The following is a 17,576-nucleotide window of genomic DNA, read 5'->3' as shown; positions in this document are numbered from 1 at the left end:
TTTCCTGAATTATAGACCGTTTCGATATAGATAAAACTAATGCGCAGATTATTCTGATGCTCTGTTAAATAATTCTTGTAGCTACCTGATCTTCAATAGCCAGGTTATTTTCGTGGGATCCATATTTGTTTTTTCTGAAAAGAGCACGATATTCTCCGGGAGTACAGCCTTTTTTAGCCTTAAAGGTACGATTAAAGGTCGAAATGCTCGAAAAACCTGCTTGTAATGCAACATCTGTTATTGAAAGGTCATTCTGTGAAAGTAGTATTTCGGATGCTTTTATGCGACGGCCAATTAAATAATCATAGAAAGTGCTGTTCATGTATTCCTTGAATAATCTTGTAAAATGGAATTTTGAGAAACCACTATAATCTGCTACTTCATCAAGTGTTAAATCCTCAGTGTAATGATTGTCAATATATTCCAAAACACCATTTAATCTGGCAAAATAATCTCTTCGCTTATTAGGACTGCTCTCGGTAAACAGATGTATCTGGTTAAGCTGGCATCTTGCCAAAAGAGTGAATGCCTGCAAAAGGTTTGCATATATAGCGAATTCATAAAATTCTGTATTTTGAAAGTATTCATTCCATATCTGTGTAAACAGATCGTAAATCTCACTGTAAACAGGAGCGTAAGTCTCAGGTGTAATATGTATGCAGCTGTCCTTTACAAATAGCATACCGGTGTAATCCTTTACCTGTGAGAAGAAATCTACATTAAAAAGACATACAAAACGGGCACCGCTTTTAGGAGCGTGAAGATGATGCATTTTTCTTGGGGAAATCATAAGGATTTCGCCTGGCAATACATGATGAGGTTTGTTGTCAATTTCTACATCATAATAGTTTTCAATCGGAATAATTACTTCCATAGCATCATGCCAGTGAGGAAGATAATCACTTGTTTGCACGTTATACCAGATTCTTACGGATGCATCCTTGGGAAAAATACTGTTTTCCTTCTCTGCAACCATTACTCTGTTTCGAAAGTCCGTGTTCTGGTGATAGAAGTCAAGGTTTAGATTTTCTTTTTTGTTCTTCATAATTCCCCCGATAAAATTAACAATATCTGATAGTCAAATTTTATTATCCAATGTGCAATAATTGCTAAAAGCAATCTTATAATTTATGAATTTATCACATCTTGCTTTATGTATCAAACGGAAATGCAGTAAAAACCTAACTTTGTGAAATGCATACAATATTTTGCGCGAAAATTTGGCTTAATAATAGCAATAACTGAGCATTAAAAAGCAAGATTTTGGAAGAAAAAAATTATAGAATAACTTCTCAAATTTTGCTATTATAAATGAAATATGTATCCTTTATTAATTAATTATTAATAAAAGTTTTTCTCTACATTTCACAGTTGTGCAAAATGCATAAAATACCCCTTTTTAATTTGGATAGTATATAGCAATAAGCGCGTATGGAAAAGCAAAATGTGATAAGCACAAAAGCCCATAAAAGTCTAAGCTATAGTAACAGCAAAGCTTTTTAGAGTTTTCGCAAATTCTGAGTAGTAGAGAGGAATATTTCATGAAGAAATATAAGCTTATTAAGCGCCGAGGGGTAGGAACAGCAATTGTACTGGCAACAGTGGCTCTTATAGGTACAGGTTGCGGACAACCTACTTCAAAAAGCACTGCTCAAGCAAATGTAATTGAAAATTTAAACGCAACATCTGATGAATCAAATGACAATGACACAGAAGCTGCTGACAATACTTCGGATGAAGACACACTTAATATAGAAGAAACACAAAAAGTGGAAGAAGCTTCTGAGGAAACAGCGGATGATGCATCTGATGTAAATGCCGAAGAGAGCGAGGAGAATCAAGTGCCTGCACTAAAGGACAGTGTAGAAAAAGCAATGAATTGCAGGTTTGGGTGTGCGATCACCGGTCAGGAGCCTTGGGATTTAGGTGTGTGGGATATAGTAACAAAGCATTTCAACTGCGTGACCTTGGGAAATGAGTTAAAACCTGATTCACTATTTGGTTATAGCAATGCGGTTTGTCCCGGCACCGAAGAAACCGAATTAAACGGAGAGACAATAACGGTTCCGGTGCTGAATTTCAAAAATCCTGAAAAAATCCTGGATAAAATCCTGAAATGGAATGAAACACATCCGGATCAAGCGTTACAAGTCAGAGGACATGTGCTTTTATGGCATTCCCAGACGCCTGAGTGGTTTTTTCATGAAGATTATGACAAAGAAAAGCCATATGTTACCGCAGAAGTTATGGATAAGCGACAGGAGTGGTACATAAAATCAGTTCTTGAACACTTTGTGGGAGAGGATAGCAAGTACAAAGATCTGTTTTATGGATGGGATGTGGTTAATGAAGCGATTTCAGATTCCACAGGAACCTACAGAACGGATACAGAGAGACCTGATGAAGAACTTTCACAGGATACTCACGGAGGAAACTCAAGCTGGTGGCATGTATATCAAAATGAAAGCTTCATTATAAATGCTTTTAAATATGCAAATAAGTATGCGCCGGAGAGCTTGGAACTGTATTACAACGATTACAACGAGTGTGATGCGAAAAAGCGCGGCGGAATCATAGAACTTCTGAAAGCTGTTAAAGCAGAAGAAGGTGCTCCAGGAGAGGGAACAAGAATTACAGCGATGGGTATGCAGGGACACTACAGCGTGACCGGACCATCAAGTACAGAATTTGAAAATGCTATTAAAGCCTATGGCGAGGTTGTGGGTAACATACAGATTACAGAGTGGGATTTGGCAGCAAGTGATCAGTATGACAGCTCGGATCCTGAATCAGTAGAAGCAGAGTATGAAAAGGAAAGAAAGCAATATAACCTTCTATATTATGCACTTAAGTCAGCGCAGAATTCCGGGGCGGCAAAAGTTACAGGCATGACGTTCTGGGGGACGATAGATAAGTACTCATGGCTTCAGTTCCGTTCAAACGTTGGCGGAGGTAATAAATCAGGACAGGCACAATGTCCATTGCTTTTTGATAGTAAATATGAGCCTAAACCGTGTTTCTGGGTTTTTGCAGAAAATAATGCGGAATAAGAGATATTGGTGGATAACATGAAAAAGAATACCAAAACAATTTTATTAGTAGTTGTCGTTCTGGCAGTAATCGTTGGGGTAAGCGTACTACTGTCGATGAGAGGGATAGAAACCTTCCATGATAAATACGAAGGTGCTGACCTGACAAAAGACGTTGAAGGCATGGAGAGGACAGGAACATATACCAATTACCTTGATGACCATGCAGATGCCGAAATACCGGCTGAGTCAATAGAAGTTGATGTTTTTGATAATCAGGCAGAGGGAGATGTTCATGAAGAGAGCAATCCTGAAGGAGATGTTGATAAAGCTCTTTATACCGGAACAGGATCAAAAGTGACCTGGAAGGTCAATGTTCCAAAAGCTGGATTTTATAATCTCTATTTAAATTATTATCTTCCTGAATCAAGAGGAGTTGCAGCTGAAAGATCAGTACTTATAAATGGAGAAACACCTTTTGAAGATGCAAAGAACATCACTTTCACAAGAATCTGGGCAGATGGCGGAGATGTAAAGGTTGATAACCAGGGCAATGAAATAAGACCTACCCAGAAAGAGGTTTTTGACTGGCAGACAGCATATTTTAGAGATGATATGGGATTCATCACAGAGCCTTATCGCTTCTATTTTGAACAGGGTGATAATGATCTTGCTTTAGAAGCAGTAAATGAGCCAATGCTAATTGGAAGCCTCGAACTTAAGGCAATAGAATCCATAAAAACTTACGAAGAGTACTCAGCAGAGTATGCCGGAAAAGAAGAATCTGACGCAGCTAAAACATTTATAGAGACAGTTCAGGGCGAGGATTCAACATTAAGATCAGAATCTTCACTTTATGCAAAATATGACAGATCATCACCTACAACTGTTCCAAATAGCGTTACACACACGGTTCTCAACTATGTAGGAGGAGATACCTGGAGAAGCTCAGGACAGTGGATTGAATGGAACTTCGATGTACCTGAGGATGGATTTTACAACATTATGATAAAGGGACGTCAGAACTATTCACGAGGAATAGTATCAAGCAGAAAAGTTCTGATTGACGGAGAAGTGCCTTTTCAGGAACTGAGTGTAGTATCCTTCCCCTTTGAGAATGAATGGAACAGTCTGACACTTGCAGATGATAATGGAACACCTTACAACATCTACCTCACCAAGGGAACACATAAAATAAGACTTGAAGCTACACTTGGTGGTGTCGGTGGAATTCTTGAAGAACTTGAGGATTCAACCTTCAGACTTAACCAGATTTACAGAAGAATCCTTGTTTATACAGGCGTTAATCCTGATATTTACAGAGATTATCATATTGAAAAGACATATCCTGAAATTATGGAAGCTATGGATCTTGAATCAAAGCGTCTTTACAGGATAGTTGATGAGATGACCGAGTACACAGGTCAGAAAGCTGATCAGATTGCATCAGCACAGACAGTAGCACAGCAGCTTGAGAGATTCGTAGAAAAACCTCAGAAAATAACTACTGAGTTTGTATCCTTTAAGGATAACATAACAGCACTTGGTACAGCTTCACTTAATATGAGTGATACAAAGCTTGATATAGATTATCTGGTAGTATCCGGAACAGGAGTTAATCCTAAGAAAGATAAAGCTAATTTCTTTACCAAGTCAGCACATGAGATCAAATCTTTCGTAGCATCATTCTTTGTAGACTATAACTCAGTCGGTGATGTATATGATGCAAACAGTAAAGATCAGGTCGTAAAGGTTTGGATACTTACAGGTCGTGATCAGGGTACAATCCTTAAGTCAATGGTTGATGATACTTTCACACCTGAGTCCGGAGTTAAGGTTAACGTAGAAATCGTTGCACCTGATGCACTTCTTAATGCAGTACTTGCAGGAAGAGGACCGAATGTAGTTCTTTCAGTAGGCGCTGACCAGCCTGTAAACTATGCACTTCGTGGTGCAGCTGAGGATATTACTCAGTTCCCCGGCTGGGAAGATGTTATGGCACATTACTCCAAGAGTTCTTATGAACAGTATGGACTTGACGGACATATCTATGGTGTACCTGAGACACAGACTTTTAATGTTATGTTCTATAGAAAGGACGTACTTGAAGAACTTGGACTTGAGCCTCCGCAGACATGGCAGGAACTCATAGAGATGCTTCCTACAATTCAGGGACACAACCTTTCAGTAGGTATTCCTACTGCAGCAGGTAGTAGCGGAGCTGCAACAGCTTCAACATCAATAATGTCAAATGCTCCTGATCTTTCAATGTACTTCTCGCTTCTGTATCAGAATGGCGGTGACATGTACAACGAAAACGGAACAAAGACAACTGTTAATACAGAAGCCGGTGTTAAAGCATTTGATGAATATGTAAGATACTTTAACGATTACAATCTACCTACAATTTACGATGTAGTAAGCAGATTCAGATCCGGTGAGATGCCTATAGCAGTTGCTCCTTATTCAACATACAACACACTTATGGTATCAGCTCCTGAGATCAGAGGATTATGGGACTTCACACTGATACCCGGAACCGAGAAATCTGACGGATCAATAGACAGATCAGACTTCATCACAGGTAGTGCGACAATGATGATAAGGACAAAGAATGATGAACTTCGAAACAATGCATGGGAGTTCATGAAGTGGTGGGCAGAACCTGATACACAGGTAAGATTCGGTCGAGAGATCGAGGCTCTCCTTGGATCATCAGCAAGATATGCTACAGCAAACAGAGATGCATTCAGAAATCTGTCATGGAGCACAAATGATATAGAAGTACTTGATGCACAATGGGATCAGACAGTTGGAATCAGAGAGGTTCCCGGCGGATACTTCACCGGACGCCATATTGCAAACGCAATTCGTAAGGTTATAAACGATAAGATTGATTCCCGAGAGGCAATCATCGATTACTCAATCTTCATAGATGAAGAAATTACGAAGAAGAGGAAAGAGTTTGGAATGCCGCTTGAATAACAGCAGGCATTGGCACAGCATCACGAGAAATTTTTTAGGAGAAAAAAATGAAAGAGTATCTTCAGAAATATATCACCTTGCGCAAACACAATGCGAAGGTGGCATATAAAAAGGCTAAAAATCGAAAAATGTGCTATCTCTTTCTTGCACCCTACGCGATTTTGTTTACCATGTTTTACATTTTTCCGGTTTTGGCATCCATATACTTTAGTTTTACGTATTACAACGTATTGGAAGCGCCGCGATTTATCGGACTGCAGAATTACATCAGCCTGATTCTGCAGGATGATATCTTCCTGGTCGGTGTTAAAAACACTTTGATAATTGCGATAGTAACAGGACCCCTTGGTTACATAATGTCCTTCCTTTTTGCCTGGCTGATAAATGAATTACCAAGATGGGTCAGAAGTATTGCGGTCATGGTGTTTTATGCACCGTCAATCGCGGGAAACTGCTTCGTTATCTTCTCTGTACTGTTCAGAGGTGATGCATATGGTCATGTAAATGCACTTTTAATGAAGTGGGGAATAATTGATACACCTATCCTTTGGCTTATAAATCCTCAGTATATGCTTCCTATTTGTATGCTGGTTATCTTATGGATGAGCCTTGGATCCGGATTCCTTTCCTTCGTAGCCGGTCTTCAGGGCGTTGATAAATCACAGTTCGAAGCCGGATACATGGATGGCGTAAAGAACCGCTGGCAGGAGCTGTGGTTCATAACACTTCCCAACATGAAGCCGATGCTTATGTTCGGTGCTGTTATGTCAATAACACAGGCATTTAACGTAGCTGATGTAACAATGCAGCTTTGCGGATTCCCCAGTACGGATTACGCAGCAAGAACAATCGTAGCACACCTTATTGACTACGGTTCAATGAGATATGAAATGGGATACGCTTGCGCAATAGCAACTATCCTGTTCCTGATGATGATTTTATGCAACAAAGCAATACAAAGTCTCTTGAGGAGAGTGGGAACCTGACATGAGTAAAGAAAATACCAAGAAAAAAATTGAAAAAGCAGAAAAAGAACAGGTTTACCGTAAGAAGCTGATTAAAAAGAGGAAACCTAACAGATCAATATGGGGTGACTTTTTCCTGTATCTGTTCCTGATCCTGGTGGCTGTTATCATGGCATTCCCGATTGTGTATGCAGTAAGTAGTGCCTTGAAGCCTTTGGATGAACTGTTTAAGTTCCCACCTACGATTTTCCCTAAGCATCCTACAATGGATAACTTCTCAGATTTGTTTGTAACAATGGGTAAATCATGGGTAACATTCTCAAGATATCTGTTTAATACAGTATTTATCACATTCGTAGGAACTTTTGGACATCTGATCATTTCCTCTATGGCGGCATTCGTACTTGCTAAGTATGAGTTCCCGGGAAATCAGACATTCTTCAAAATCGTTACGGTGGCAATGATGTTCACGGGATATGTTACAGCAATCCCGAACTATATCATATTAAATAAACTGGGATGGATCGATACCTACTGGGCAATAATAATCCCGGCATTCGCAGCACCTATGGGACTTTTCCTTATGAAACAGTTCATGGAAGGTCTTCCGACTTCACTTATTGAGGCAGCTAAGATCGACGGTGCAAACGAATGGAAAGTATTTGCGGGAATAGTAATGCCGAACGTTAAACCCGCATGGATGACACTTATCATCTTCTCGGTACAAAGACTCTGGAATGACAGAGCAGCAACCTTTATCTATTCAGAAGAGAAAAAGACACTTGTATTTGCACTTCAGCAGATTCAGAGTGGTGGTATTGCAAGAACAGGTCAGGGTGCAGCCGTACTGGTTGTAGTAATGATCGTTCCGATTATCATCTTTGTATTCTCTCAGAGTCAGATTCTTGAGACAATGGCTAGTTCAGGTCTTAAGGATTGATGAAATACCACATTTGGAAAGGTGTTAGTTATGCATACTATGAAAAAAATCGTAAAAGGAGCTGCTGCAATATTTGCGGGAATGATGATAGTTACTGCCACTCCTTTAACGGCATACGCAGGTGAATATGGATACACCTATAATTACGATTACTGGGGAGATGTTCAGGAAAGTCCCGATTTCTACAATGTTTGTAAGGTGTTTACCGGTTCAGATTTAGGACTGGATACAAATTTGAATAATCCTGATGGAATATTCACATACGGGGACCTGATATATCTTTGTGACAGTGGAAATAACAGAATTCTGGAGTTAAAGAGAGATTCTGCTGAGAAACTTGAAGTTGTCAGAATAATTGATTCATTTGAGGGAAATACAGATGTAAAGACATTTTCAAATCCCACAGATGTAGCAGTTTCTGAAGAAGGGGATTTCTACATTGCAGATCAGGGAAATGCAAGAGTATTAAAGCTTGATAAGGACTTAAATTACGTTATGGAGTTTAACAAGCCCGTCGACAATACTTTGGATCCCAGTCTTGTATTTCAGCCTAAAAAGCTTGCAATCGACACCGCAGGGCGTGTGTATTGCATAGCTACAGGAATTAACAAAGGTCTTATAAAGTATGAGAGTGATGGAACATTTTCAGGATTTGTAGGAGCTACCAAGGTAAAATTCGACTGGACAGATTATATCTGGAAAAAGTTCGCTTCTCAGGAACAGAGAGCAAAGATGGAATCCTTCGTTCCTACAGAGTATGAAAATATCTACATGGATTATGAAGGTTTCATATATGCAACAATGGCTCTTAATGAGGATAAGGCATCCGATACTGATTGTGCAGTAAGAAAGCTTAACCTCTTAGGTAATGACATTCTCGTCAACAACGGAGAATGGGGAGTAATGGGTGATCTCTACTGGGGATCCGGCGGTGGTTACGAAGGTCCTTCAATCTTCACTGACGTAACTGTCATGGACAACGACATTTATGTCTGCCTTGACAGAAACAGAGGAAGATGCTTCGGATACGACGATCAGGGAAATATCGTATTCTGCTTTGGTGGAAACGGTAACATGAACGGTTATTTCAGAAGACCTACAGCCATTGACCACATTGGTAAAGACCTTTATGTAGTAGATGCCCTTGATAATTCCATTACAGTATATGTTCCTACAGAGTTTGGACAGACAGTATTTAACGCTATTGATCAGTTTGATGAAGGCCAGTATGAAGAATCCGGTGCATCCTGGGAAAGCGTAATGAAGCAGAACGGCAACTATGATCTTGCTTATATTGGAATAGGAAGAGCACTCCTTAGACAGAAACAGTATAAGGAAGCAATGAGATATTTTGAGCTTAAGTATGATGAGGATAACTACTCAAAAGCTTATAAGCAGTATCGAAAGATATGGGTTGAAGATCATATTGTAGTGATTGTTTTGGTTCTTCTTGCACTATTCCTTATACCAATGACAATTGGAAGAGTTAAGAAAATCAGACATGAGATTGACACTGCAGATATTTTCATGAATACACAGGACGGAGAAAAATAATGGCAGCTATCACAAAAGAGAAATATGATCGTTATATTGACTCGCTGAAGTTTGCATTATATTGCATCTCTCATCCGCTAGACGGATTCTGGGATTTAACCCATGAAAAGAGAGGAACATATGCGGCAGCCAATACAATACTAATCGCAACTGTTCTTATAAGAATACTTAAACTAAGATATACAAGTTTTATTTTCATGACAGTTTATTGGGAAGACCTGAACATCTTCCTGTATGTAGCAAGTATCCTGTTCCCTTTAACTCTTTGGGTATTAGGAAACTGGGGACTTACAACACTGTTCGATGGAAAGGGAAGGCTTGGACAAGTATATATGGCAACCTGCTATGCACTTACGCCATATCCGCTGATCCAGTTCCCGCTGATGATTTTCAGTAATTTCGTTACTGTAGATGAAGCTGAATTCTATGCAATGGTAAGTGCCATATCGCTTGTATGGGCAGCACTTCTGGTTATAGCAGCAATGGGACAGATTCATGAATATGCAGCAGGAAAAAACCTTTTATTCACAGTGGCAACACTTTTTGCAATGCTTGTTATGATCTTCATACTGATGATTTTCTTCAGTATGATATCTCAGGGAGTTTCCTATTTTATATCTCTGGGTAAGGAATTATTGTTCCGACTATAGGAATTACGGATGGGAGCAGACATGAAAAATATGAAGAACGAAAAAATACGGCAGGTAATAAAAAGCTTGATAGGACCTGTTATCATATGTGTTTTGATACTGGTTGCCGTGCTTTTCATAATAAATCATAAAAATGCCAGTGATACAGAGGAAGCTATCGCACCGTATTCTTATGATGGCGGAGAAGATACAGTAGTAATTGAAAACGACAAGTTGAAACTGGAGATGGATCCACTTACTACTCAGTTTTCCGTAACAGTTAAGGAAACCGGAAAGGTGTGGAAGTCAAATCCCGATAATGCAGCAAATGATGCTATTGCATTACCTGAGGAAAAAGCAAATCTTCAGTCACCTCTGATCATGTCATATTCAGTGGTTACAGGACTTGAAACAACATACAATACATATGCATACAGTACAGCGAACCAGATTTACAACATTACTACAGAGGGTGATTCCATAAGAGTTGACTACTCACTGGGTGATGTAATCAAGGAATATGTAATACCGCCTGTTATTACAAAAGATGAGCTTGATTCCTGGTTTGAGAAGATGGATAAGGATTCAGTTAACTTTGTCCAGCAGTATTACAAAAAGTATGACATCAACAAGCTTGGCAAAAAAGACAACAAAGATGAGCTTCTTGCCAGCTACCCTATTCTGGCAGATAACGTAATCTATGTTCTTAGAGATAAGACAAAAGAGAATGTCAGAAAGAAGATGGAAACAGCTTTTGCTGATGCAGGATATACTTATGATAACTATCTTGCAGATAAGGCTCAGGATCTTTCAGTTTCCAATTCTGACAAGCCTATATTCAATGTGAGTGTTGTTTACAAGCTTGATGGCAATGATCTTGTGGTTGAGATACCTATGCAGGATCTTAAATACAAAAAGGATACACCGATCTACACAATCACACCACTTCCGTACTTCGGAGCAGGAGATAAGGATCAGGACGGTTACATGTTCGTTCCTGAGGGCGGCGGAGCTACCATTAACTTCAACAACGGTAAAGTATCACAGAGCAGCTACTACACCAATGTATATGGTTGGGATATGTGCCTTAGCAGAGATGCGGTAGTACATAACACCAGAGCTTACTACGGAGTATTTGGTGTATCTGAAGGAAATGATTCCTTCATCTGTGTTCTTGAAGATGGAAGCCCTTATGCATCAATTCAGGCTGACATAAGTGGAAAAAATAACAGCTATAATTATGTAAATGCAGTATACAGCATATGTCAGAGAGAAAAGTATGATGTAGGTGATATTGCAAACAGTGAAGTATATGAGTATGTACCTTCACTTCCGGATGAAACTCTTACAAGAAGATACAGCTTCATCAACTCAGGAAGCTATGTAGACATGGCTAAGGAGTACGGCTCATATCTTCAGAATAAATACGGCGATTCACTTGCAATGAACCAGGATACAAGTGCTCCTGTAGCAATTGAGGTTGTAGGTGCTATCGATAAGGTTAAGCAGATTCTTGGATTACCTGTAAAGAGACCGCTTAAGCTTACAAGCTATAAAGAAGCAAGTGATATTGTAAAAGATCTTAATGCTAATGGCGTTGAGAACATGTCAGTAAAGCTTACCGGATGGTGCAACGGCGGTGTTGACCAAAGACTGCTCAAATCAGCAAAGCCCATCGGAGCCCTGGGAAGTAAGAAAGACTTGAAGGATCTGGTAAAAACCGGAGAAGAGACAGGATCAAAGGTATACCTTGATGGAATAACACAGTATGCTAACGATTCTAATCTGCTTGATGGATTCTTCTCATACAGAGATGCAGCTAAGTTCATAAGTAAGGATCAGGCTAAGCTCTACGAATACAGCCACGTTACTTATGCTCAGCGAGAAAATTCAGACCATCTGTATTATCTCTTACATACAAAGCTGGCAATGGATATAGCAGATAAGTTTGCAGGTACAGCTGCATCCTATGGAGCAGGCGTATCTTATCAGGATATCGGAAAAGATCTTTCATCAGATTTTTACAGAAAGAATATCCAGAGCAGACAGAGTGTAAAGGGCCTTCAGGAGGAAGAGCTTAAAAAGGTTCAGGGTGAAGGCACACCGATAATGATCAACATGGGTAATGACTATGCGGTTCCTTTTGCAAGCATGGTTACAGACATGGATCTTAGAGGAAGTGAGTATACAATACTTGACCAGTGTGTACCTTTCTATCAGATAGCTGTACACGGTAGAGTTGACTATACCGGAAAATCAATCAATATAGGTGGCAATCAGGCAAATGAAGTTCTCTACAGTGCTGAATATGGTGCAGGTTTACACTTCACCTTCATGAATGAGACACCATTTGCAACACAGAAGACACTTTACACCGAATATTACGGTGCAAACTATGATTCCTGGAAAGATAAGATGATCGAGATCTATACAAGATATAACAAAGAACTCGGACATACCTTCAATCAGGAGATGGTTGATCACGAAAACATAACAGAAGATTTGTCCCGTACAGAGTATGCGGATGGAACAAATGTCTACGTTAACTATGGATATAGTGATGCGCAGACACCGGACGGAAAGACAGTTCCTGCCAGAGATTATCTGGTTGTCAGATGAGAGGAAATGGTTTTATGGAAAAGCAGAAGCAAAAGAAGAAAATAGTAGGACTGCAAAAGAGAAAAGCGAAAGCTGGATATGCTTTTATAGCACCATTCATAATAGGATTTCTGGTATTCATGATAAAGCCTCTGTGGCAGTCACTGCATATGAGTTTTTCCAGCGTCGAACTTGGAGCCGGAGACTTTAAGGAGACATGGGTTGGAATTACCAATTACATTTATGCATTCAGAGTAGACCCAGAGTTCAACAGATTATTGGTTGAAGAGCTCTCAAGAATGGTAGTTTACTCACTTGCAATCATCGTATTCAGTTTCTTTGTAGCTTTGATATTGAATCAGAAGTTCAAAGGACGTGCACTGGTAAGAGCAATATTCTTCCTGCCGGTTATCCTTTCATCAGGTGTAATCGTAGGACTTGAGTCAAACAACCAGTTGATGGCATCTCTTGCACAGACAATTGAGCAGTCAACACAGGGCGTAAGCGTAACAGCTGCCCTGGAGAGTATCCTTCGTACAGCAGGTATCGGTGTCAGAGCTTATGAAAAGGTATTTGAAGTTATCGATAACATCTATGATGTAGCAATTGCTTCAGGTATTCAGATCATCATTTTCTTGTCAGGTCTTCAGAGCATATCTTCAAGTATGTATGAAGCAGCCGATATTGAGGGATGTACAAAGTGGGAGAGTCTTTGGAAGATTACCTTCCCTATGATCAGTTCACTTTTCCTTGTTAACTGGCTTTACACTGTAGTTGATTTCTGTATGCGTTCAGACAACGGCGTTATTGAGAAAATACAGAAGGTCATGGTTGAGCAGATGCAGTATGGTAATGCTTCAGCAATGTCCTGGATCTATTTCGTAGTTGTACTTGCATTTGTGGGAATTACATCTCTTGTTATCTCGAAGGGAGTTTATTACTATGACTGATATGGCATTAGCACAGAAAATGAGTGCCAAAGAAAACAAAATAAAATCGAATGTCCACGCAGACAAAGATTTCTGGGAAAGAAACAGACTTTCCGGTGGATATCTTTTAAGAAAGCGTATAATGGACGTTGGTGTGAGCATAGCAAGATTCATTCTTCTTTTTGGAATGTGCTTCATGATCCTGCAGCCTATATTAAACAAAATATCTGTCAGCTTTATGACAGAGCAGGATCTGTACAATCCCATTGTTATTGCAATACCTGAGCATTTCACTACAGCTAACTACAAACTTGCTGCAGAGCTTATGAGCTATAGTCAGGCTCTTGTTAATTCCATAATCATTGCACTTACAATAGCAATACTGCAGATTACAGTTTGTACACTTGTAGGATATGGCTTTGCAAGATTTGAATTCCCGCTTAAAAAGCTTTGGTTTGCGGCAGTTATTCTGGTAATTCTTATACCTCCGCAGACAATTGCAAGTTCACTTCACTTGCATTTCAGATTCTTCGATATATTGGGATTGATAAAGCTTACAACAGGTACCACATTAAACCTTAGAGGATCAGCTATTCCTTACTATCTGATGAGTGCCGGTTGTATGGGACTTAAGAATGGTCTGTACATCTTCATTATCAGACAGTTCTTCAAAGGACTTCCTGTTGATCTTGAAGAAGCTGCTTATGTTGATGGATGCGGAATGCTTAAGACCTTCGTAAGAATCATGCTTCCTCAGGCTAAGCCACCTATTACATCATGCTTCCTGTTTGCATTTGTATGGCAGTGGACAGACGGATTTTACTCAAGACTTTTCCTTGGTAATACAAAGCTTGTAAGCACAAGCCTTTCAAGAATTATCGATAGTCTCGGTGCTTATATCCAGCGTATTAACGGAGTTAAGACAACAGTTTCAGTTGCATATTCAAACTGTATCCTTGCTACAGGTACACTTATGATTATTATGCCACTGATTATCCTGTATCTCTTCGCACAGCGTGCATTCGTAGAGAGTATTGCTAATACAGGTATCAAGATGTAAAAAAATCTCTTTGCACAACAATTTGTGGAAGAGTATAGAAATATATTTTCTTATCAGGGAATGCCCATTTGCTCTGGCAGCACCCGGGAATGCGCCGGGGCAGATGGCTTCTATATAACAATCCAAGAGATAATAAATCTCAATTATAAGGAGGAAAAAGATGAAAAGGGCATTAACCAAAAAAGTTACAGCTGCTATTACACTTGCAGCAATGACAATGAGCGCAGTTGGTTGTGGCGCTGCTTCCAATGGAACAGACGCAAATACAGCAACTGAGACAGAGACAGCTGCTTCTACAGAAGAAACAGCAGCAGAAGAGACAACTGATGCAGCAGAAGAAACAGCTGACGCTGAGGAAGCTGATGCAGAGGAAACTGAAGAAGCTGATGCTGAAGAAGCTTCTGAGGGTGGAGATCTCTATGAAGTAAAGACAGATGCTGATGGTAACCCTATCGATCTCGGCGGTATGGAAATCATTATCCGTGACTGGTGGTCAGGCGACCCGACTGAACCCGCTAACGACTATGAGGAAGCTCTTCAGGAGTACAGAGATTGGGCTCAGGAAACATACAACTTCACAATCAAGCAGCAGGCTATTTCAGACTGGGGTTCAACACCTGCAGATTTCGTAGATTACGCTACAACAGGCGGTGACGAGAACTACATCTGGGTCCTTCGTGCTGATCCGGCTATCACATCTGCTATGTCTAACGGCCTTATGTATGACCTTTCTACACTTGATTGTCTTGACTTCAGCAAGGAGAAGTTCCAGAGAAACCTTCTTCACGAGCAGTTCTCTAAGGATGGCAAGATTTACGCTATGTATGCCGGCTATTCAGAGCCCAGAACAGGTGTATACTTCAATAAGAGACTTCTTACAGATGCAGGTATCGATCCTGAGACAATTTATGATATGCAGGCAGATGGCTCATGGACATGGGATAAGTTCGAAGAACTTCTTTCCAAGGTTCAGAGAGATACAGATAATGATGGTGTTATCGATGTATATGGTATGACACTTAACGAAGGTAACATGACAACACAGGCTATCTTCTCTAACGGTGGAGACCTTGTTGGTAAGGATGCTAGCGGTAAGTACACATATGACCTTGAGAATCCTGAGACTCTTGAGGCTCTTAACTGGACAGTTGATATGTTCACAAAGTATGACGCAGAAGTTGCTAACCCTGAGGGTGCTGAGTGGGATTACTACAAAGAGCAGTTCCTTAACGGTCAGGCAGCATTCATGATCGAGGATGAGTACGCAGGATGCCCTGGTAACTTCCTTGAGGATATGAAGGATGAAGTTGGTTTCGTAATGTTCCCTAAGGGACCTAAGGGTAAGGATTATATCAACGTTTGGTCTAACAACCCGGTTGCAATTCCTGCTTGCTATGATGCAGACAAGGCTTGGAAGCTTGCATTCGCTTGGGATCTTTGGACAAACCAGCCTGAAGGCTACGAAGATTACAACGGAAACATTTCTACAGCACGTAACGGTATCTTCGATTCAAGATCTGTAGACGAGACAATCACAATGATGACTCAGCCTGAGCACGGTACAGTTGCTTACCACGGCATGATTCCTAACATGGATGTCGGAGCAGACTTCATCTGGAACATCACACCTGGTTGTGTTGTATCTGAGCAGGTAGAAGCTATCGCTGATACATGGAAGTCATACGTTGACGAAGCAAATAAATAATATCTGCTTAACTCGATAAGTGGAGAATCTGAGGGGCGGCTTATCCTTAGGCCGCCCTTTTATAAGCTTAATCAGTTTTTTAAAGCTAAATCATGTGCCACTCATTTCAGAGCGTCCATTCAGACGTTCATGGAGTCACAAATTAAGGAATCTTTTTTATAAATAGGAGTAAAGTACCATGAGTAACAAAGTTAAATTTCATCTGCCGGGACTTCGCTACAACTATCCTTTAAATATGTTTTGGATAAGTCTGATGGAGCAGCACCCTGAATATTTTCGAGAAGGCGTGGAAATCGCATCATTTTTCGGAGCATTCCCACTTGCACTGTGGAATGGAGGAAGATTCTTAGGAAATGATCAATGTGATGCAGGCTTTGTTAAAAATGTCGTTAAAAGCATAAATGCAAAAGGAATACCGATAAGATACACATTTACCAATCCGCTGTTAACAGAAGAGGATCTGGACGATCCTTTTTGCAACTTCTGTATGGAGGTTGCTGATAACGGAATGAATGAAGTTCTTGTTTTTTCTGAAGTTCTGGAAAAATATCTCAGGGAAAAATATCCTTCATATCATTTCAACAGTACCACATGTAAGGAAATCCGTGATGTTGAAGAACTGAATAAAGAGATGGAAAAGGACTACAAATATGTGGTTCTTGATTACAACCTGAATAATAAATGGGATTTATTGGAGAAGGTTCAGCACAAAGAAAAGCTGGAGGTTCTGATAAACGCCTGCTGCGTTCCCGATTGTAAGCGCAGAGGAGACCATTATAAAAATATAGCCATAAATCAGAGAACAACCCTTGAGAACAGAAAGCTTCCCAAGGATAAACAAAAGCCCATAAAGCCCTGGACATGCGAATACGGAGATAAAAACTGTATTTATACTATCCAGGAATACTCTACATTTGTTTCACCGGAGATGATCTGGGAGAAATATGTACCTATGGGAATAAATAACTTTAAGATTGAAGGAAGAACAGGTAATCTTTTCTCGCTTATAGAAACCTATAGTTTTTATATGCTCAAGCCTGAAAAGGTTGGAGAAGCCAGGTTACTGCTTCTTAGAAATCTTGAGAGTTCAGGAATAATAACGGTTAATAAGCCAAGACCGGGTAGATGGCCGTGATGTGCTACTTTCGCATGAAAACTAAACCATACAATTTGAAAAGAGGA

The 17,576-nt window shown here is 40.0% G+C and carries 12 protein-coding genes; 11 read left to right on the top strand and 1 reads right to left on the bottom strand.

Annotated features, from left to right (window positions below; translation table 11 throughout):
• Window positions 1–64: 64 nt before the first annotated feature.
• Window positions 65–1,045, bottom strand: a complete 981-nt coding sequence (locus T501_RS09450; RefSeq protein ID WP_050008234.1) for a helix-turn-helix domain-containing protein — start codon at window positions 1,043–1,045, stop codon at window positions 65–67.
• Window positions 1,046–1,541: 496 nt separating this feature from the next.
• On the opposite strand from T501_RS09450, the gene T501_RS09445 reads away from it, so the two are divergent.
• The 11 genes from T501_RS09445 to T501_RS09395 all read left to right on the top strand — a co-directional run bounded on the left by T501_RS09445 (window position 1,542) and on the right by T501_RS09395 (window position 17,529).
• Entirely contained in the window at window positions 1,542–3,050 is a 1,509-nt protein-coding gene (locus tag T501_RS09445) for an endo-1,4-beta-xylanase (RefSeq protein ID WP_044914511.1), read from the top strand.
• An 18-nt stretch (window positions 3,051–3,068) separates the two neighbouring features.
• The gene (locus T501_RS09440) at window positions 3,069–6,014 is read left to right on the top strand and encodes an extracellular solute-binding protein (protein WP_050008233.1); all 2,946 of its coding nucleotides are present in this window, start codon (window positions 3,069–3,071) and stop codon (window positions 6,012–6,014) included.
• Between the two features lie 47 nt (window positions 6,015–6,061).
• Entirely contained in the window at window positions 6,062–7,000 is a 939-nt protein-coding gene (locus T501_RS09435) for a carbohydrate ABC transporter permease (protein ID WP_044914509.1), read from the top strand.
• Between the two features lies 1 nt (window position 7,001).
• Window positions 7,002–7,919, top strand: coding sequence for a carbohydrate ABC transporter permease (locus T501_RS09430; RefSeq protein ID WP_081675264.1), 918 nt, complete (start codon window positions 7,002–7,004; stop codon window positions 7,917–7,919).
• 39 nt (window positions 7,920–7,958) lie between these two features.
• Complete coding sequence (locus T501_RS09425) at window positions 7,959–9,473, top strand: hypothetical protein (RefSeq protein WP_196814201.1); 1,515 nt, start codon at window positions 7,959–7,961, stop codon at window positions 9,471–9,473.
• On the top strand, window positions 9,473–10,123 hold the full coding sequence (locus T501_RS09420) for a YIP1 family protein (protein WP_044914507.1): 651 nt from the start codon (window positions 9,473–9,475) through the stop codon (window positions 10,121–10,123). The genes T501_RS09425 and T501_RS09420 overlap by 1 nt, the downstream gene beginning before the upstream one ends.
• 30 nt (window positions 10,124–10,153) lie before the next feature.
• Entirely contained in the window at window positions 10,154–12,721 is a 2,568-nt protein-coding gene (locus T501_RS09415; RefSeq protein ID WP_155994826.1) for a DUF5696 domain-containing protein, read from the top strand.
• 14 nt (window positions 12,722–12,735) lie between these two features.
• A complete protein-coding gene (locus T501_RS09410; protein ID WP_026510657.1) occupies window positions 12,736–13,650 on the top strand; it encodes a carbohydrate ABC transporter permease in 915 nt (304 codons plus the stop codon).
• Window positions 13,643–14,689, top strand: coding sequence for a carbohydrate ABC transporter permease (locus T501_RS09405; RefSeq protein ID WP_242845512.1), 1,047 nt, complete (start codon window positions 13,643–13,645; stop codon window positions 14,687–14,689). The genes T501_RS09410 and T501_RS09405 overlap by 8 nt, the downstream gene beginning before the upstream one ends.
• 160 nt (window positions 14,690–14,849) lie before the next feature.
• Entirely contained in the window at window positions 14,850–16,394 is a 1,545-nt protein-coding gene (locus T501_RS09400; protein WP_044914504.1) for an ABC transporter substrate-binding protein, read from the top strand.
• Between the two features lie 178 nt (window positions 16,395–16,572).
• Window positions 16,573–17,529 carry a hypothetical protein gene (locus T501_RS09395; protein WP_026510660.1) on the top strand — a complete coding sequence of 319 codons (957 nt, stop codon included), beginning with the start codon at window positions 16,573–16,575 and terminating at the stop codon, window positions 17,527–17,529.
• Window positions 17,530–17,576 lie beyond the last annotated feature (47 nt).

The sequence above is a fragment of the Butyrivibrio sp. WCE2006 genome, from assembly GCF_000701985.1.
In the GTDB taxonomy this organism is placed as follows: Bacteria; Bacillota; Clostridia; order Lachnospirales; family Lachnospiraceae; genus Butyrivibrio.
The sequence above is the reverse complement of the archived record's forward strand: the minus strand, read 5'-3'. Positions and strand labels throughout refer to the sequence as shown.